An 18703-nucleotide genomic window follows, 5' to 3' on the forward strand; every position below is an offset into this window, starting at 1 on the left:
CATGAGTTTTGAAGGAAAAATCGCGCTGGTTACCGGTGCAAGCCGCGGTATTGGCCGTGCAATCGCTGAAACGCTCGTCGCTCGTGGCGCGAAAGTTATCGGTACTGCGACCAGCGAAAGCGGCGCGCAGGCCATCAGCGACTATTTAGGCGCCAACGGTAAAGGTCTGATGTTGAATGTGACCGACCCGGCATCTATTGAATCTGTTCTGGAAAATGTGCGCGCAGAGTTTGGCGAAGTGGATATCCTGGTGAATAATGCCGGGATCACTCGCGACAATCTGTTGATGCGCATGAAAGATGACGAGTGGAACGATATTATCGAAACCAACCTGTCATCGGTTTTCCGTCTGTCAAAAGCGGTAATGCGCGCTATGATGAAAAAGCGTCATGGACGTATTATCACTATCGGTTCTGTGGTTGGTACCATGGGAAATGCGGGTCAGGCCAACTACGCTGCGGCGAAAGCGGGTCTGATCGGCTTCAGTAAATCACTGGCGCGTGAAGTTGCGTCCCGCGGTATTACTGTAAACGTTGTTGCTCCGGGCTTTATTGAAACGGACATGACGCGTGCGCTGACCGATGAGCAGCGTGCGGGTACGCTGGCGGCAGTTCCTGCGGGGCGCCTTGGCACCCCAAATGAAATCGCCAGCGCGGTTGCATTTTTAGCCTCTGACGAAGCAAGTTACATCACTGGTGAAACGCTGCACGTCAACGGCGGAATGTACATGGTCTGACCGAGATTTGTGCAAAACGTTCAGGAACCGCGCACTTCGCACGGTTCCCTGTGCGGTTTTGTGCGAAAAGATTTGCGTTCTTAGGGCAAACGGCCTCAAAATAGCGCAAAATCGTGGTAAGACCTGCCGGGATTTAGTTGCAAATTTTTCAACATTTTATACACTACGAAAACCATCGCGAAAGCGAGTTTTGATAGGAAATTTAAGAGTATGAGCACTATCGAAGAACGCGTTAAGAAAATTATCGGCGAGCAGCTGGGCGTTAAGCAGGAAGAAGTTACCAACAATGCTTCCTTCGTTGAAGACCTGGGCGCTGATTCTCTTGACACCGTTGAGCTGGTAATGGCTCTGGAAGAAGAGTTTGATACTGAGATTCCGGACGAAGAAGCTGAGAAAATCACCACCGTTCAGGCTGCCATTGATTACATCAACGGCCACCAGGCGTAAGTGAACATCTCCAGGCGGTCATTCGACCGCCTGAGTTTTATCTTTTTATTGTCCCACAAGAATCTATTTTCCCTCCCTGGAGGACAAACGTGTCTAAGCGTCGTGTAGTTGTGACCGGACTGGGCATGTTGTCTCCTGTCGGCAATACCGTAGAGTCTACCTGGAAAGCTCTCCTTGCCGGTCAGAGTGGCATCAGCCTGATCGACCATTTCGATACTAGCGCCTATGCAACGAAATTTGCTGGCTTAGTAAAGGATTTTAACTGTGATGACATTATCTCGCGCAAAGAACAGCGCAAGATGGATGCCTTCATTCAATATGGAATTGTCGCTGGCGTTCAGGCCATGCAGGATTCTGGCCTTGAAGTGACGGAAGAGAATGCAACCCGTATTGGCGCCGCTATCGGCTCCGGTATTGGCGGTCTCGGCTTGATCGAAGAAAACCACAGTTCGCTGGTTAACGGCGGACCGCGTAAGATCAGCCCATTCTTCGTTCCTTCCACAATTGTTAACATGGTGGCCGGGCATCTGACCATCATGTTTGGTCTGCGTGGGCCAAGTATCTCTATCGCGACCGCGTGTACTTCAGGCGTGCACAACATCGGCCAGGCCGCGCGCATCATCGCCTATGGCGATGCCGATGCGATGGTGGCAGGCGGTGCGGAAAAAGCCAGTACCCCGCTTGGCGTGGGCGGCTTCGGCGCGGCGCGTGCGCTCTCCACGCGCAATGACAACCCGCAGGCGGCAAGCCGTCCGTGGGATAAAGATCGCGACGGCTTCGTGCTGGGCGACGGCGCGGGTATGGTGGTGCTGGAAGAGTACGAGCATGCTAAAAAACGCGGTGCCAAAATCTACGCCGAGATCGTTGGCTTCGGCATGAGCAGCGATGCTTACCACATGACGTCACCGCCGGAAGATGGTGCGGGCGCCGCGCTGGCGATGGTGAATGCCATTCGCGATGCGGGTATCGAACCGGGCCAGATTGGCTACGTCAACGCCCACGGCACCTCGACGCCGGCGGGCGATAAAGCAGAAGCGCAGGCCGTTAAGTCAGTCTTCGGTGATGCGGCGAGCCGCGTCATGGTGAGCTCCACCAAATCCATGACCGGGCACCTGCTGGGCGCGGCAGGGGCCGTAGAGTCGATCTACTCTATCCTGGCGCTGCGCGACCAGGCGGTTCCGCCGACGATCAACCTCGACAACCCGGATGAGGGCTGCGACCTCGATTTCGTGCCACACGAAGCGCGTCAGGTTTCCGGTATGGAGTACACCCTGTGCAACTCCTTCGGTTTTGGCGGCACTAACGGTTCGCTGATCTTCAAAAAAGTGTGACAGGGCTTGCCCCGGTACTGCTTTAACAAAAGGCCCGTTCGTCGGGCCTTTTTTATTCGGCTTTCTCCGCTTGTCCTCTGCTCCGTGTCCTGAGACACTCACCGACCAGTGAAAAGGAGTCCTTTATGTTCTTGATAAATGGCGTTGAACAGGACACGCTGGCGGCGAACGATCGCGCCGCCCAGTTTGGCGACGGCTGTTTTACCACCGCCCGCATTCAGCAGGGGCAGGTTGCGCTACTGGATGCCCATCTGCAGCGTTTGCAGACAACCTGTGAAAAATTACAAATACCATTTCACGACTGGCTGACGCTGAGCGAAGAGATGCAGCGCCTGGCGCGGCCGCACGCGCAGGGCGTGTTGAAGGTGATCCTCACCCGCGGCGTTGGGGGAAGGGGATACAGTACGGCGGGCTGCGTGTCGCCCACCCGCATTCTCAGTGTCTCTCCTTTCCCGGCGCATTATGCGCGCTGGCGGGAGGAGGGCATTATCCTGACCCAGAGCCCGGTGCCCCTGGGTCGTAACCCCTGGCTTGCCGGCCTGAAGCATCTTAATCGCCTTGAGCAGGTGCTGATCCGCTCTCATCTTGAGCAGACGGACGCCGATGAGGCGCTGGTCCTTGACAGTGATGGGTGGCTTACGGAATGCTGTGCCGCGAATTTATTCTGGCGTCAGGGACGGGATGTATTTACTCCGCGGCTCGATTACGCCGGGGTCAACGGCATTATGCGGCAGCGCTGTATCGCACAGCTGGCACCATCGGCGTTTCGCGTTGTCGAAGTGACAGCGCGTCCTGAGGTATTGCGTGAAGCCGATGAAGTGCTGATCTGCAATGCGCTGATGCCGCTGGTGCCGGTTCGTCGCTGGGAGGAGACCGTCTGGTCCTCGCGCGAGCTTTACCATTTTTTAGCCCCTTTGTGTGAGCTGTCTGGTTAGTATGAAGAAAATGTTACGTTTTATTCTGCTGTTGGTGGTGGTGCTGGGCATCGCCGCGGCGGCAGGCATGTGGAAAGTACGCCAGCTGGCGGACAGCAAGCTGCTGATTAAAGAAGAGACCATCTTCACCCTGGAGCCCGGTACCGGCCGTCTGGCGCTGGGCCAGGATCTTTATCGCGAGAAGGTGATCAACCGCCCGCGCGTTTTCCAGTGGCTGCTGCGGGTGGAACCTGAGCTGTCTCACTTCAAAGCCGGGACCTATCGCTTCACGCCGCAGATGACGGTGCGCGAGATGCTGCAGCTGCTGGCCAGCGGTAAAGAGGCGCAGTTTCCGCTGCGCTTTGTCGAAGGTATGCGCGTTAGCGACTACCTGCGCCAGCTGCGCGATGCCCCGTACGTGAAGCACACTCTCGAGGATGATAGCTACGCGACGGTGGCTAAGGCGTTGGGTCTTGAGCATGCCGACTGGGTGGAGGGCTGGTTCTGGCCGGATACCTGGATGTACACCGCCAATACCAGCGATATCGCCATCCTCAAGCGCGCGCATCAGAAAATGGTCGCCGAAGTGGCGAAGATCTGGGAAGGACGGATGGACAATCTGCCCTATGCCGATCAGAACCAGCTGTTGACCATGGCCTCGATTATTGAGAAAGAGACCGCGGTGGCGGAAGAGCGCGACCGCGTCGCGTCGGTATTTATCAATCGCCTGCGCATCGGTATGCGCTTACAGACCGATCCGACCGTGATCTACGGGATGGGCGAGGGGTATACTGGTAAGTTAACGCGTAAGGATCTCGAGACGCCGACCGCATACAACACTTATACCATCAGCGGCCTGCCGCCTGGTCCTATCGCAGTGCCGGGCGAGGCGTCGCTGAAGGCGGCCGCCCATCCGGCGAAAACGTCATACCTCTATTTTGTCGCCGACGGGAAAGGGGGCCATACGTTTACCACAAACCTGGTCAGTCATAACCGTGCGGTGCAGGACTATCTGAAAGTACTTAAGGAAAAAAATGCGCAGTAACTATATCGTCATCGAGGGGCTGGAGGGCGCCGGGAAGACCACCGCACGTCAGCTGGTGGTGGAGACGCTGCAGTCGGCAGGTATTCACGATATGGTGTTTACCCGCGAGCCGGGGGGCACTGTCCTTGCCGAAAAACTGCGTAGCCTGGTGCTGGATATCCAGTCCACGGGTGATGAGGTCATTAATGATAAAGCGGAAGTGCTGATGTTTTACGCGGCGCGCGTCCAGCTGGTGGAGACCGTGATTAAGCCCGCGCTGGCCCGCGGCCAGTGGGTGATCGGCGATCGTCACGATCTGTCGACTCAGGCTTATCAGGGCGGCGGCCGGGGAATCGACCGTACGATGCTGGCGACGCTGCGCGACGCGGTACTCGGCGATTTCCGCCCCAATCTGACGCTGTACCTCGACGTCACGCCGGAAGTGGGGCTGCAGCGCGCCCGGGCCCGCGGCGAACTGGATCGCATTGAGCAGGAGTCCATGAACTTCTTCAATCGCACCCGCGCGCGCTACCTTGAGCTGGCCGCTGCAGACCCGTCGATCCGCACGGTTGACGCGACCCAGCCGCTCGACGCCGTCGCTCGCGACATTCGCGCCACGATCGCCCAGTGGATGGCGGAGCAACCGGCATGAAATGGTATCCGTGGCTGCGCCCGTCGTTCGAGCAACTGGTCGGAAGCTATCAGGCCGGACGAGGCCACCACGCCTTGCTGTTACAGTCTCTGAGCGGGATGGGCGGTGAGGCGTTGATTTACGCGCTGTGCCGCTTCCTGATGTGCCGCCAGCCCGAAGGACATAAAAGCTGCGGCCACTGCCATAGTTGCCAGCTGATGCAGGCCGGCACACATCCCGATTACTATCCGCTGATCCCCGAAAAGGGCAAGAGTGCGCTGGGCATTGATGCGGTGCGCGATGTCAATGAAAAGCTCTATGAGCGCGCGCGCCTCGGTGGGGCGAAAGTGGTGTGGATTAGCGATGCCGCTTTGCTGACCGATGCCGCCGCCAACGCGTTGCTGAAAACGCTGGAGGAGCCGCCGGAGAATACCTGGTTCTTCCTCGCCTGCCAGGAGCCGGCGCGTCTGCTGACGACTCTGCGCAGCCGTTGTCGCCTGCACCACCTGGCGCCGCCGTCGGAGTCTTATGCCCTGGCCTGGCTGGAGCGAGAGGTGAACCTGCCGCAGGAGTCACTGTTGACCGCGTTGCGTCTGTGCGCCAGCGCGCCGGCCGCGGCGCTCGAACTATTACAGGAACCGCAGTGGACGGCGCGGCAGCAGCTGTGTCAGGCGCTGGCGGCCACCCTGGCGAGTGGTGACTGGCTGGCATTGCTGCCGATACTCAATCATGAACAGGCGGCGGTTCGCCTGCACTGGCTGGCATCGCTGCTGGTCGATGCGCAAAAACGACAGCAGGGGATTGCCCTGGTGAGTAACCCGGACGTCTGGCCGCTGCTGGAGCAGCTGGCGCACAGCCTGCCCGCCGCCCGGCTGCAGGCGATCGCCCATGACGTCTGTACCTGCCGTGAGCAATTGCTGAACGTCGTCGGCGTCAACCGCGAACTGCTGCTCACCGAGCGCCTGCTGCGCTGGGAACATTACCTGCAACCCGGGACGGTTTTACCCGTATCCCACCTCTGAGTGAGACATTATGTTTTTAGTCGACTCCCACTGCCATCTTGATGGTCTGGATTATCAAACTCTGCACAAAAACGTCGACGACGTGCTGGCAAAAGCGGCCGCACGCGATGTGAAATTCTGCCTGGCGGTCGCCACGACCTTGCCCGGCTACCGCAGTATGCGTGAGCTGGTGGGGACGCGTGACAACGTCGTCTTCTCCTGCGGCGTGCATCCGTTAAACCAGGACGAAGCCTACGAGGTGGAGACCCTGCGCACGCTGGCGGCGGAAGAGGGCGTTGTGGCGATGGGGGAGACCGGTCTGGATTATTTTTATACCCCGGAAACCAAAGCCCAGCAGCAAACCTCGTTTCGCGACCACATACGCATTGGCCGCGAGCTGAATAAGCCGGTGATCGTCCACACCCGTGACGCGCGCGCCGATACCCTGGCCATTTTACGCGAAGAAAAGGTGACGGATTGCGGTGGCGTACTACACTGTTTCACTGAGGACAGGGAGACAGCGGGTAAATTGCTCGACATGGGGTTCTATATCTCGTTTTCCGGTATCGTCACTTTTCGTAACGCCGAGCAGCTGCGCGATGCGGCGCGCTATGTTCCGCTGGATCGCCTGCTGGTGGAGACCGATTCGCCGTACCTGGCGCCAGTCCCCCATCGCGGCAAAGAGAACCAGCCGGCGCTGGTCCGTGACGTTGCGGAATACATGGCGGTACTGAAAGGCGTGTCGCTGGAGCAACTGGCCCAGCAGACCACCGATAATTTTGCCACTCTGTTCCATATTGACCCCGCCCGCTTACAACCTGCTTGATCTGCTTATTATTTTAAGGCTCGTAATTAATAACCAAAGCGAGTAAAGTTCACCGCCACAAAAGTGGCGGTGAAGGTTTTTTGGCAACATCTGGATACAACTTATGTAAGCTGATGTAAATTTTTACCGTAAGGCTGATTGAAACGTGATAGCCGTCAAACAATCATCCCGTTAATTATTTTACTCTGTGTAATAAATAAAGGGCGCTTAGATGTCCTGTCCACGGCACGGTTCTCCCCCCGGGCCAATGCGTGAAAACGTAAAAAAGTACCAAATACTCAGGAGCACTCTCAATTATGTTTAAGAATGCATTTGCTAACCTGCAGAAGGTCGGTAAATCGCTGATGCTGCCGGTATCCGTACTGCCTATCGCAGGTATCCTGCTGGGCGTCGGTTCCGCAAACTTCAGCTGGCTGCCAGCCGTGGTCTCCCACGTTATGGCAGAAGCAGGCGGTTCAGTTTTCGCCAACATGCCGCTGATCTTCGCTATCGGTGTGGCCCTCGGCTTCACCAATAACGACGGTGTATCCGCACTGGCTGCAGTCGTGGCTTACGGCATCATGGTGAAAACCATGGCGGTGGTTGCGCCGCTGGTGCTGCATTTACCTGCTGAAGAGATTGCGGCAAAACACCTGGCTGATACCGGCGTGCTTGGCGGTATTATCTCCGGTGCTATCGCCGCGTACATGTTCAACCGCTTCTATCGTATCAAGCTGCCAGAATACCTGGGCTTCTTTGCGGGCAAGCGCTTTGTACCGATTATCTCTGGTCTGGCCGCTATCTTCACCGGCGTGATCCTCTCCTTCATTTGGCCGCCGATCGGTTCCGCGATCCAGACCTTCTCCCAGTGGGCTGCTTATCAGAACCCGGTGGTAGCGTTTGGTATCTACGGTTTCATCGAGCGTTGCCTGGTGCCGTTTGGTCTGCACCACATCTGGAACGTTCCTTTCCAGATGCAGATCGGCGAATACACCAACGCGGCTGGTCAGGTGTTCCACGGCGATATCCCGCGCTACATGGCAGGCGACCCGACCGCGGGCAAACTGTCTGGCGGCTTCCTGTTCAAAATGTACGGTCTGCCGGCAGCGGCAATCGCGATTTGGCACTCTGCTAAACCGGAAAACCGCGCCAAAGTGGGCGGTATCATGATCTCCGCCGCGCTGACCTCGTTCCTGACCGGTATCACCGAGCCGATCGAGTTCTCCTTCATGTTCGTGGCGCCGATCCTGTACGTTATCCATGCCATTCTGGCGGGTCTGGCGTTCCCGATCTGTATCCTGCTGGGTATGCGTGACGGTACCTCGTTCTCTCACGGCCTGATCGACTTTATCGTCCTGTCCGGTAACAGCAGCAAGCTATGGCTGTTCCCGATTGTCGGTATCTGCTATGCGATCGTGTACTACGTCATTTTCCGCGTGCTGATTAAAGCCCTGGATCTGAAAACACCGGGTCGTGAAGATACCACCGAAGAGAGCAAAGCTGGCGCAACCAGCGAGATGGCTCCGGCTCTGATCGCCGCTTTCGGCGGTAAAGAGAACATCACCAACCTCGACGCATGTATTACTCGTCTGCGTGTTAGCGTGGCGGATGTAGCGAAAGTTGACCAGGCTGGCCTGAAAAAACTGGGCGCCGCTGGCGTGGTAGTGGCAGGTTCTGGCGTACAGGCCATCTTCGGTACCAAGTCCGATAACCTGAAAACTGAAATGGATGAGTACATCCGTAACAGTTAAGACGTAGTATCGGGGAGACTAAGGCAGCCTATTGGCTGCCTTTTTTACGTTACGAGGTGAGGTTTTCTGAGGCGATAACCCTGAAGAGTATCCGGCAAATGCTTAATCCCTCAGCAGCTAAGTCTATAGTTGAATAAGAAAAACTGCTTTCAGGTTGAAAGAGAGGGAGGATGTCGCTCATACTCTTATCTGAACCTGTGCGTCCGCGTTTATCTGCAGAAGCAGGCCAGCGTATGGGATAAAACTAATAAGGAATCAGTCATGGCAGAAGAAACGATTTTCAGCAAAATCATTCGCCGGGAGATCCCGTCGGATATTGTCTATCAGGATGAGCTTGTGACCGCTTTTCGCGACATCTCCCCGCAGGCACCCACCCACATTCTGATTGTCCCGAATGTTCTGATTCCTACCGTGAATGACGTCACCACCGAACATGAGCTGGCGCTGGGCCGGATGATGACCGTCGCGGCGAAGATCGCCCGCGATGAAGGTCTTGCCGACGATGGCTACCGTTTGATCGTTAATTGCAACCGCCACGGCGGCCAGGAAGTTTACCATATCCACATGCATCTGCTGGGCGGTCGTCCGCTGGGCCCGATGCTGGCGCATAAAGGCTAACGCCATGCTCAGGACCCTTTTGGGCGCTTGCCTGGCGGCGGGACTGCTGGCCGGGTGTAGTTCACATCCGGAGATCCCGGTTTCTGACCAGCAGGCGCTGGTGATGGAGTTGAGCGTGCTGGCGGCCGGGATCAGCGCCAGCGAGCCTGCCGTGGTGGCGACGGAGATTCAGGCTACCGCCTCCTCAACGCTGTATAACGAGCGCCAGCAGCCGGTCACCGTGCACTATCGTTTTTTCTGGTATGACGCCCGAGGGCTGGAGATGCATCCGCTGGACGCGCCGCGCACCATCGTGGTTCCGGCACGCTCTTCGGTGACATTGTATGGTAGCGCCAATATCCTGGGGGCGCATAAGGCCCGCCTTTATCTTTATCTGTAAGGGGTAATTATAATGATGAAAATGTGTCGCTATGCGTTAATCACAGCACTGGCGATATTCCTCGCAGGCTGTGCGGGGTTACGTGAGCAGCCTGCGCCGGTCGAAGAGGCCAAACCGCAGCCGCAGCAGCCTGCGCAGCCGCAGCCCACGGTGCCGACGGTACCGGCGGTTCCTGCCGTACCGTCGCAGCCGGGGCCCATTGAGCATCAGGATCAGCAGTCTGGTCAGCCGGCGCCGCGCGTGCGTCATTATGACTGGAACGGCGCGGTCCAGCCGCTGGTGGGGCAGATGCTGCAGGCCAGCGGCGTCAATGCGGGCAGTATTCTGCTGGTTGACAGCGTGAACAACCGCACCAATGGTACGCTGAATGCGGGAGAAGCCACTACCGCGCTGCGTAATGCGCTGGCCGGCAACGGTAAGTTTACGCTGGTCTCGGCGCAGCAGCTTGGGGTCGCCAAACAGCAGCTGGGCCTGTCGCCGCAGGACAGCCTCGGCAGCCGCAGCAAAGCCATGGGGATCGCCCGCAACGTGGGCGCGCAGTATGTGCTTTACTCCAATGCCACCGGCAACGTCAACGCGCCTGAACTGAAGATGCAGTTGATGCTGGTGCAAACCGGCGAGATTATCTGGTCAGGTAAAGGTGCTGTTCAGCAACAATAAGCTGACGCGCGATGAGCTCTTGTCGCGCTTCTTCCCCCGCTATCATCCTGTCGCCTCGCTGAGCCAGAATGGCCTCAGCGGCGGCAGTGTGATTATCAGCGACGGCGACCAGCGGCACGTGCTACGTCAGCCGCACGACCCGTCAGCCGCTTCCTGTTATTTCCGCCGTCAGTATCGCGCGCTCCGCCGACTGCCTGCCAGGCTGGCGCCAGCCCCGCTGTTTTACTCACCCTGCTGGATGGTGGTGGAATATTGCGCAGGGGAGGTGAAAAGCGAGTTACCGGCCTGCCCTATGCTGTCAGACTTATTGTATGACGTGCATCAGCAACCGCGATTCGGCTGGCGTGTTACCCTCGCACCGCTGCTGGCCCAGTACTGGCAGACGTGCGATCCGGCACGGCGCACGCCGCGCTGGCTGCGCTGGCATCAGCGGCTGCGCCGCCGGGGCGAGCCCCGTCCTCTGCGGCTGGCGCCGCTGCATATGGACGTCCATGCCGGCAATATTATCCACAGCGAGTCCGGCCTGAGGCTGATCGACTGGGAATATGCCGGCGATGGCGATATCGCGCTGGAGCTGGCCGCGGTGTGGATTTCCCCTCACCAGCGCCGCCAGCTGGTGGCGGCGTATGCCCGGCGGGCGGCCATCGACGCGCAGCAGCTTTGGCGGCAGGTTGTACTTTGGCGCCCGTGGGTATTGCTGCTGATGGCGGGATGGTATGAAATGCGCTGGCAGCAGAGCGGCGATCGGCAATTTATCACGCTGGCAGATGAAATATGGTGTCAGTTAGACAACGAACGTAAAGGATAAGAGAGGTCAGTGTGGGCCCAGTCATGTTGGATGTCGAAGGGTATGAACTGGATGCGGAAGAGCGAGAGATTCTGGCGCATCCGCTGGTGGGAGGGTTGATCCTCTTTACCCGTAATTATCACGATCCGGCGCAGCTGCGGGAGCTGGTGCGCCAGATCCGCGATGCCTCCCGGAACCATCTGGTGGTGGCGGTCGATCAGGAAGGGGGACGCGTTCAGCGTTTCCGCGAAGGCTTTACCCGTTTACCGGCGGCCCAGTCTTTCGCCGCGCTGCTGGGGATGGAAGAGGGGGGTAAACTGGCCGCCGAGGCCGGCTGGCTGATGGCCAGCGAAATGATCGCCATGGACATCGATATTAGCTTTGCGCCGGTGCTGGACGTGGGCCACATCAGCGCCGCGATCGGCGAACGTTCTTATCATGAAGATCCGCAGAAAGCGCTGACGATGGCGCGTCACTTTATTGACGGGATGCACGCCGCGGGTATGAAAACCACCGGTAAACACTTCCCGGGGCACGGGGCGGTGACTGCCGATTCGCACAAAGAGACCCCGTTCGATCCGCGGCCGGCATCGGTGATTCGCGACCACGATATGGCGGTATTCAAAAGCCTCATCGCCGAACAGCGTCTGGATGCCATCATGCCCGCGCATGTGATTTACCCGGAGCTCGACCCGCGTCCGGCCAGCGGCTCAGCGTACTGGTTAAAAACGGTGCTGCGCGGCGAGCTGGGCTTCGACGGGGTGATTTTCTCCGACGATCTGTCGATGGAAGGGGCGGCGATCATGGGCAGCTATGCCGAACGCGGTCAGGCGTCGCTTGACGCCGGTTGCGATATGATACTGGTCTGCAATAATCGTAAAGGCGCGGTCAGTGTGCTGGATAACCTGTCGCCGATCAAAGCAGAGCGTGTTACGAAATTGTATCATAAAGGTTCCTTTTCCCGTCAGGAGTTAAGGGATTCAGCCCGTTGGAAAACGGTGAGTGCCCAGCTGGAGCAGCTTCATGCGCGCTGGCAAGAGGCGAAGTCCGCGTAACGCTCTGCGGGGCGTTGTTGTCTGGTGAGGATGCGATGATTATCTATTTACACGGTTTTGACTCGAACAGCCCCGGTAACCATGAGAAGGTGATGCAGCTGCAGTTTATCGACCCGGACGTGCGGTTGATTAGCTACAGCACGCGCCACCCCAAGCACGACATGCAGCATCTGCTGAAAGAGGTCGATAAAATGCTGCAGCTTACCGCCGATGACCGGCCGCTGATCTGCGGCGTCGGCCTTGGCGGCTACTGGGCGGAGCGGATTGGTTTTCTGTGCGATATCCGCCAGGCGGTGTTCAATCCAAACCTGTTTCCGCATGAGAACATGGAAGGCAAAATCGACCGCCCGGAAGAGTATGCTGACATCGCCACCAAGTGTGTAACCAACTTCCGTGAGAAGAATCGCGATCGCTGTCTGGTGGTGCTTTCCCGGCAGGACGAAGCGCTGGACAGCCAGCGTTCCGCCGATCTTCTGCACCACTATTATGAAATTATCTGGGATGAAGAGCAGACCCATAAATTTAAAAACATCTCGCCGCACCTGCAGCGGCTGAAAGCGTTTAAAACCCTCGGTTAAGCCTTTTCCCCTGTCGCCAAACCCGCGCCGTGTTCACCGCGCGGGTTTTTTTATGCCTACACTTATTGGTTTCGCTGAAAAAATACGCGAAAAACTTGATGCATATCAATTTTGGTATGACCAATGCACCGTTCATGGTATTCTCGACGGTGCTGAATGGTTTCATTGACGTAACTTGTTGTTAAATAAAGGCTATTATCATAACTTTTATTTAACAATTGGTTAATAATTTTAGGGGTACACATGACTACGCCATTGAAAAAAATCGTAATTGTGGGTGGCGGCGCTGGCGGACTGGAACTGGCAACTCAGCTGGGGAAAAAGTTAGGGCGCCATAAAAAAGCGAAAATCACCCTGGTGGACCGTAACCACAGCCATCTGTGGAAGCCGCTGCTGCATGAAGTGGCGACCGGTTCTCTGGATGAAGGTGTCGATGCGCTGAGCTATCTGGCCCATGCCCGCAACCACGGTTTCCAGTTCCAGCTGGGCTCGGTGGTGGATATCAACCGCGAAGGGAAGACCATCACCCTCGGCGAGCTGCGTAATGAAAAAGGCGAGCTGCTGGTGGCTGAGCGTAAACTGCCGTACGACACGCTGGTGATGGCGTTGGGCAGTACCTCGAATGACTTCAACACCCCTGGCGTGAAAGAGAACTGCATTTTCCTCGACAACCCGCATCAGGCGCGTCGTTTCCATCAGGAAATGCTCAACCTGTTCCTCAAATACTCCGCCAACCTGGGTGCCAACGGTAAAGTGAACATCGCCATTGTCGGCGGCGGCGCCACCGGCGTGGAACTCTCCGCTGAACTGCATAATGCGGTGAAACAGCTGCACAGCTACGGCTACAAAGGGCTGACTAACGAAGCGCTGAACGTCACGCTGGTCGAGGCGGGCGAGCGTATTCTGCCCGCACTGCCGCCGCGCATTTCCGGGGCGGCGCATAATGAGCTGACCAAGCTGGGCGTACGGGTGCTGACGCAGACCATGGTCACCAGCGCGGATGCAGGCGGTCTGCACACCAAAGATGGCGAATATATTGAAGCGGATCTGATGGTCTGGGCGGCCGGGATCAAAGCGCCAGATTTCATGAAAGAGATCGGCGGCCTCGAAACCAACCGTATCAATCAGCTGGTGGTCGAGCCGACGCTGCAGACCACCCGGGATGCGGATATTTTCGCCATCGGCGACTGCGCCTCCTGTGCGCGTCCGGAAGGCGGCTTTGTCCCTCCGCGGGCCCAGGCGGCGCACCAGATGGCTACCTGCGCGCTGAACAACATCCTGGCGCAGATGAAAGGCAAACCGCTGAAGGCGTACACCTATAAAGACCATGGCTCGCTGGTGTCACTGTCCAATTACTCCACCGTCGGCAGCCTGATGGGTAACCTGATGCGCGGCTCGATGATGGTGGAAGGGCGTATTGCGCGCTTCGTGTACATCTCCCTGTACCGTATGCACCAGATCGCCCTGCACGGCTATTTCAAAACCGGCCTGATGATGCTGGTAGGGCGTATCAACCGCATCATTCGCCCGCGTCTTAAGCTGCACTAATACGCTGTCTTTACCCGGAGCCGCCCTGACGGCGCTCCGGGCTCTTCTGCTGAAACCGCGGCGATCCCGCTCGGAATCCTCTGAATCCCCTTGATTTGCTGCGAATTCTCGCACTTTTCATCCGCTATCTGATTTGCGCCCTCCCGGCTCCGGTTGCAAAATTGTATCAACAGCAACAAAGGAGGATCTCCCGTGAATAAATCTATGTTGGCGGGTATAGGGATAGGCGTGGCTGCCGCGCTGGGCGTTGCAGCTGTCGCTGGTCTCAACGTGTTAGATCGCGGCCCGCAGTATGCGCAAGTGGTCTCCAGTACACCGATTAAAGAAACCGTGAAAACGCCGCGTCAGGAATGCCGCAATGTCACGGTGACCCATCGTCGTCCGGTCCAGGATGAAAACCGTATCGCCGGTTCGGTACTCGGCGCGGTGGCCGGTGGGGTGATTGGCCACCAGTTTGGCGGCGGTCGCGGACGTAGTGTAGCGACGGTGGTAGGTGCGCTGGGCGGCGGCTATGCCGGCAACCAGCTGCAGGGGGCGATGCAGGACAACGATACCTACACTACCACCCAGCAGCGTTGTAAAACGGTGTATGACAAATCCGATAAAATGCTGGGCTACGATGTGACCTATAAAATAGGCGATCAGCAGGGGAAAATCCGTATGGATCACAATCCTGGCAGCCAGATCCCGCTGGACAACAACGGCCAGCTGGTCCTGAACAACAAAATCTAAAAACAGATTTATGTATTGATTAGCCCCTCAATCGCTCAGGCTGAGGGGCTTTTTTTATCAGAAGGTTAACGCGTAATTCAGACCGAAGGTACGGCCACGGCCTTTGTATTCGTACAGCGATGAACTGCCGTAGGTCGGGCTGTAGAGCAGCGGCGCCCGCTGGCCCCAGATGGTGACATAGTCTTCGTTAAGCAGGTTTTCGATACTGAAGGTCAGTTTCCCCACCGGCAGCGCGTAACTGCCAATAAAATCAACGGTGTTATAGCCTTCCAGCTTGTTACCGGCGGCGTCGCTGAGGTCAAACACCTGCTGGCTCTGCACGCGCAGGCTCCACGGATCCGGCGCCCAACCCACCCAGGCGGTGGCTTTGGACGGTGAGGCGAGGGTGACATCCCATTTTTGCCAGCGGCCGTCGGTCTGCACCTGTGATTTCAGCACGTTGAAGTTACCGCCGACGCTCCAGTCGCTGTCCGGAATAAAGTAATCGACCGCTCCCTCAACGCCGTAAATACGCCGTTTGTCGGACTGCACGTCGATGGTCATGTCGGTGCGGTTGACGACGATGGTCTTATCCGAAGTCGAGTAATATGCCGCCAGCTGGGTGCGCAGGTTATCGCCGGTGTAGCGCCAGCCCAGCTCATACGAGTTAACTTTGATCCCCTGCAGCGGCGAGTCATCGACGTTGACGCTGGAGATCAGCGGCAGATGGCCATTGACCGCCGCGCCGTATTTACCGATGCCGTAGTATTTACCGGGGTCCGGCAGCTCGACGCCCTGCGAGAAGTTAAACCAGGTCTGCTGACGCTCGGTCAGATGCGCCACGATCCCGGCGTTAAACAGGAAGTTATCGTAATCGGTTTTGCCGCCTTTGATGGCGTCGGCGGAGCGCGCTTTGCCGTTGGCGATATCCTGTTGCTGGGCGTAGCCGACAAAGTCGTCAACCCGGTTTTCGGTCCACTGGTAGCGTACCCCACCGCTGACGGTAAAGATCTCGTTCAGATCGTAGCTGGACTGCAGGAACGGCGCGACGTTGGAGATGCTGTATCCCGGATAGCGGCCGGTGGTGTAGATCGATTCGTTATGCAGCCCGCCGGACGCCAGCGATTGCTGCAGATCGAAGAACATCTGGTTGGCATTGAAGGTCTCATGATCGGCGTCGAGACCCCAGGTAAGATCCCATCCCGCCAGCGGCTGGCTGTTGAGGGTCAGCTTTGCGCCATACTGATCGGTATCCTGCTGCGACGAGGAGAAGCTACTGACCTGGCCTTTCGTAAGCGTCGGGAACGGATAGAAGGTGAGGGACTCATCGCGATAGTACACCTGGCTCACCAGATTCTGGCCGAAGAAGTCAGCATCGGAGTACTGGAGGCTGATCAGGTGGCGCTCAGTGCCGGGGATACGGTCGGAATTGAGCCCGTCGGTGGTGTACGCTTTGCCGCCGCTGGTGACAGCGGACATGTTCTTCCCGAGCCACAGGCCGTAGTCATCATCGCCCTGGCTTTTATAATACTGGGTGACAAGCTGCAACTGGCGATTGTCATCGATCTCAATCGTCCCCGTCCCCATCACGTCGAGGCGGTCAGAGTGCTGGAGCCCCGTTTGGGTGTTATCGAGGATCAGCGCATCGTTATTGCCATCGTACCAGCCGCCGAAACGCTGATAGGCTACCGATAAGCGCCCGGATGCATGGTCTGTCCCGCCGCTGACGGCCGCCGCGATGCGCTCATCGTGATCGTTACTGTTCGCAAACCCGCTCTTGCTGCCCACCTCGAGATCGACCTGGCGATCCTGCTGCCCTTTCTTGGTGACGATGTTGATAAGCCCGCCGGTACTGCCTCCGCCGTACAGCGAGGTCGCCCCGGAGATCACTTCGATATGTTCGATGTTAAAGGGGTCGATGGCGTCGAGCTGGCGACTGTCGGTGCGTGAGGAATTGAGCCGGACGCCGTCGATCAGCACGACGATGGCGCGCCCGCGCATGTTCATCCCGTAATTGGTGCGCCCCTGGCTGCTGACATCGATGCCCGGGATCAGCTGCGCCAGCACGTCTTTGAACTCTTTCCCGCCCTGGACCTGCTGCTCAATCTCCTGGCCCTCAATGACCCAGGTGGTTTGGGCCATTTCGGCCACGGTGCGATGGGTGCGGTTTGCACTAACGATGATGCTGTCTTCATCAGACTGAGCCGCCAGCGCAGGCAGCGAGCTGACCAGCAGCAGGGGGTGGAGCACCCAGAGGCGCTTTTTCATATCCATTCCTTTTATGAGCAAGTTGCTTTGTCGTTGTTATAGGCCGACGCCGGGTCGGCATTAGTTACAATGCGAAACATCTGGAAAAACTCAAAAAAGGATTTTGCACATAATGAATATCGCAATCAATATCATTTGCGTTTATCTTGCACGAGAAAAGGTAATAAAAATCAATCTATTTTGTGGGGATAAAGCCAACAGGAGAGTGGATCCGGCGGCAGAATACCGCCGGAGGCAGGGCACATCAGGACTCGAGGATCTGCGGCCAGAGACGGAGAGTGGTGTCGGTGATTTGCATCAGCTTGTCGAAATCCGCGCCTTCCCGCGCGCTAATCGACATCCCCTGCAGGACACAGTTGAGAAACTGCGCCAGCGGCGCGACGTCGCGGCCCGCGGGGAGTTCGCCCTGCGCTTGCCGCTGCTGCAGAAACTGAGTGAGCGCCTGCTCCTGCATCGCATGGCGGGATTTGATGGTATTGGCGATATCCGTCGAGGAGGCGGCCAGCGCGGCGGAGGTATTGATAATAAAGCAGCCGGCCGGCGTCTCTTTGCTGGTAAAGCAGGTGGCGACCGCCGTGAAGTAGTCGCGCAACGCCTGATCGACGGATTTACCTTCGGCCAACAGCACGGCTTCGTGCTTCGCGGCAAAGCGCGAAATGTAACGATCCAACACTGCGCGGAACAGGCCTTCTTTATTCACAAATTCCGCATACAGGGTGGGGGCTTTTGCTCCTGTCGCCTCGACCAGATCGGCGAGCGAGGTCGCCTCATAGCCGTGCTGCCAGAAGAGTGTCATGGCTTTGTCCAGCGCCGCATCCCTGTCGAACACCTTCGGTCGGCCACGGCTTTTTTTGGCGCAACTTTGAACGTCAGTTGTCATGGTGCCGTTGTACCTATGTTGGTTTGGTGAAAGGCCATTATAAAAATAAACGATCGCCGGGGCCAGCGCTGTTGGTTTAAAAATAAATAAATCATATGCGTATGAAATTTAAGCATTTTATAAATAGTTAAACGATCGTTATAAAAATACGTTGACGTGTGATGTAGATCACATTACTATTTACCTATCGATCGTTAAGTTAATACTTGCGACCCTACTAAAAAATTCATCTGCACAGGTATAATAATCATGAAAACCGTTAATACTCTGGCTATTGCCGCCGTTCTTAGCTCACTTTCTTTCGCCAGCTTTGCCGCTGTAGAGGTGCAATCCACCCCAGCGGGTCAGCATAAAGTGGGCACCATCTCTGCTTCTGCCGGGACCAATCTGGGTTCGCTGGAAGATCAGCTGGCGCAGAAAGCGGATGAGATGGGCGCCACTTCATACCGTATTACTTCGGTAACCGGTCCGAATACCCTTCACGGCACCGCTGTTATCTACAAGTAAGCCCGATGCGTCGTTGCCCGGCCCCCTTCACCGGACAGCGATGAGTAAGACCCTGTTGTACCCCTGTTTGAC

22 protein-coding genes are annotated in these 18703 nt (G+C 57.3%); 19 read left to right on the forward strand and 3 right to left on the reverse strand.

The features are described 5' to 3' along the window. The first annotated feature begins 1 nt into the window (after position 1). The 17 genes from fabG to N438_RS08115 all read left to right on the forward strand — a co-directional run bounded on the left by fabG (position 2) and on the right by N438_RS08115 (position 14997). Entirely contained in the window at positions 2–736 is a 735-nt protein-coding gene (gene fabG / locus N438_RS08025) for a 3-oxoacyl-ACP reductase FabG (protein WP_002899294.1), read from the forward strand. 210 nt (positions 737–946) lie between these two features. Beyond that, on the forward strand, positions 947–1183 hold the full coding sequence (gene acpP, locus N438_RS08030; RefSeq protein ID WP_000103754.1) for an acyl carrier protein: 237 nt from the start codon (positions 947–949) through the stop codon (positions 1181–1183). An 89-nt stretch (positions 1184–1272) separates the two neighbouring features. Further along, positions 1273–2514: a beta-ketoacyl-ACP synthase II gene (gene fabF / locus N438_RS08035; protein ID WP_012542241.1), complete on the forward strand. Its 1242-nt coding sequence runs from the start codon at positions 1273–1275 to the stop codon at positions 2512–2514. 125 nt (positions 2515–2639) lie between these two features. Continuing rightward, positions 2640–3449 (forward strand): aminodeoxychorismate lyase, encoded by an 810-nt coding sequence (gene pabC / locus N438_RS08040; protein WP_101138974.1) that lies wholly within the window; start codon positions 2640–2642, stop codon positions 3447–3449. Between the two features lies 1 nt (position 3450). Continuing rightward, the gene (gene yceG, locus N438_RS08045; protein ID WP_016160617.1) at positions 3451–4473 is read left to right on the forward strand and encodes a cell division protein YceG; all 1023 of its coding nucleotides are present in this window, start codon (positions 3451–3453) and stop codon (positions 4471–4473) included. Then, positions 4463–5104, forward strand: a complete 642-nt coding sequence (tmk, locus tag N438_RS08050) for a dTMP kinase (protein WP_008805990.1) — start codon at positions 4463–4465, stop codon at positions 5102–5104. The genes yceG and tmk overlap by 11 nt, the downstream gene beginning before the upstream one ends. Then, positions 5101–6105 carry a DNA polymerase III subunit delta' gene (gene holB, locus N438_RS08055; protein WP_008805991.1) on the forward strand — a complete coding sequence of 335 codons (1005 nt, stop codon included), beginning with the start codon at positions 5101–5103 and terminating at the stop codon, positions 6103–6105. Before tmk ends, holB begins: the two co-directional genes overlap by 4 nt. A 10-nt stretch (positions 6106–6115) precedes the next feature. Then, positions 6116–6910 (forward strand): metal-dependent hydrolase, encoded by a 795-nt coding sequence (locus N438_RS08060; RefSeq protein WP_008805992.1) that lies wholly within the window; start codon positions 6116–6118, stop codon positions 6908–6910. Positions 6911–7206: 296 nt separating this feature from the next. Further along, a complete protein-coding gene (gene ptsG / locus N438_RS08065; RefSeq protein WP_008805993.1) occupies positions 7207–8640 on the forward strand; it encodes a PTS glucose transporter subunit IIBC in 1434 nt (477 codons plus the stop codon). Positions 8641–8901: 261 nt separating this feature from the next. Continuing rightward, complete coding sequence (gene hinT, locus N438_RS08075) at positions 8902–9258, forward strand: purine nucleoside phosphoramidase (protein ID WP_004204571.1); 357 nt, start codon at positions 8902–8904, stop codon at positions 9256–9258. Positions 9259–9262: 4 nt separating this feature from the next. Next, positions 9263–9637: a YcfL family protein gene (locus tag N438_RS08080; RefSeq protein WP_116696209.1), complete on the forward strand. Its 375-nt coding sequence runs from the start codon at positions 9263–9265 to the stop codon at positions 9635–9637. Between the two features lie 21 nt (positions 9638–9658). Then, positions 9659–10297 carry a penicillin-binding protein activator LpoB gene (gene lpoB / locus N438_RS08085; RefSeq protein ID WP_162493324.1) on the forward strand — a complete coding sequence of 213 codons (639 nt, stop codon included), beginning with the start codon at positions 9659–9661 and terminating at the stop codon, positions 10295–10297. Then, the gene (thiK, locus tag N438_RS08090; RefSeq protein WP_016160619.1) at positions 10278–11105 is read left to right on the forward strand and encodes a thiamine kinase; all 828 of its coding nucleotides are present in this window, start codon (positions 10278–10280) and stop codon (positions 11103–11105) included. Before lpoB ends, thiK begins: the two co-directional genes overlap by 20 nt. 23 nt (positions 11106–11128) lie before the next feature. Then, positions 11129–12139 carry a beta-N-acetylhexosaminidase gene (gene nagZ, locus N438_RS08095; protein ID WP_162494430.1) on the forward strand — a complete coding sequence of 337 codons (1011 nt, stop codon included), beginning with the start codon at positions 11129–11131 and terminating at the stop codon, positions 12137–12139. Positions 12140–12174: 35 nt separating this feature from the next. Then, positions 12175–12717 carry an alpha/beta hydrolase YcfP gene (gene ycfP, locus N438_RS08100; RefSeq protein ID WP_002900775.1) on the forward strand — a complete coding sequence of 181 codons (543 nt, stop codon included), beginning with the start codon at positions 12175–12177 and terminating at the stop codon, positions 12715–12717. A gap of 243 nt (positions 12718–12960) precedes the next feature. Continuing rightward, on the forward strand, positions 12961–14265 hold the full coding sequence (locus N438_RS08110; RefSeq protein WP_008805997.1) for an NAD(P)/FAD-dependent oxidoreductase: 1305 nt from the start codon (positions 12961–12963) through the stop codon (positions 14263–14265). A gap of 192 nt (positions 14266–14457) precedes the next feature. Continuing rightward, positions 14458–14997, forward strand: coding sequence for a glycine zipper 2TM domain-containing protein (locus N438_RS08115; protein WP_008805999.1), 540 nt, complete (start codon positions 14458–14460; stop codon positions 14995–14997). A gap of 57 nt (positions 14998–15054) precedes the next feature. On the opposite strand, the gene N438_RS08120 is transcribed toward N438_RS08115, so the two are convergent. After that, a complete protein-coding gene (locus N438_RS08120) occupies positions 15055–17244 on the reverse strand; it encodes a TonB-dependent siderophore receptor (protein WP_022065355.1) in 2190 nt (729 codons plus the stop codon). Between the two features lie 69 nt (positions 17245–17313). Between N438_RS08120 and N438_RS27885 the strand changes: the two genes are divergently transcribed. Then, the gene (locus N438_RS27885) at positions 17314–17436 is read left to right on the forward strand and encodes a hypothetical protein (protein ID WP_012542233.1); all 123 of its coding nucleotides are present in this window, start codon (positions 17314–17316) and stop codon (positions 17434–17436) included. A 52-nt stretch (positions 17437–17488) separates the two neighbouring features. On the opposite strand, the gene N438_RS08125 is transcribed toward N438_RS27885, so the two are convergent. Together N438_RS08125 and N438_RS27890 are read right to left on the reverse strand one after the other, a co-directional pair. Beyond that, positions 17489–18124 carry a TetR/AcrR family transcriptional regulator gene (locus tag N438_RS08125; RefSeq protein ID WP_008806001.1) on the reverse strand — a complete coding sequence of 212 codons (636 nt, stop codon included), beginning with the start codon at positions 18122–18124 and terminating at the stop codon, positions 17489–17491. Next, on the reverse strand, positions 18121–18240 hold the full coding sequence (locus N438_RS27890) for a hypothetical protein (protein WP_046622381.1): 120 nt from the start codon (positions 18238–18240) through the stop codon (positions 18121–18123). The genes N438_RS08125 and N438_RS27890 overlap by 4 nt, the downstream gene beginning before the upstream one ends. A gap of 133 nt (positions 18241–18373) precedes the next feature. Here N438_RS27890 and bhsA point away from each other — a divergent pair, with 133 nt between their 5' ends. Next, on the forward strand, positions 18374–18631 hold the full coding sequence (gene bhsA, locus N438_RS08130) for a multiple stress resistance protein BhsA (RefSeq protein WP_002900788.1): 258 nt from the start codon (positions 18374–18376) through the stop codon (positions 18629–18631). Positions 18632–18703: the final 72 nt, after the last annotated feature.

This window comes from Klebsiella sp. GL120222-02, assembly GCF_003097195.1.
GTDB lineage: Bacteria > Pseudomonadota > Gammaproteobacteria > Enterobacterales > Enterobacteriaceae > Klebsiella > Klebsiella variicola.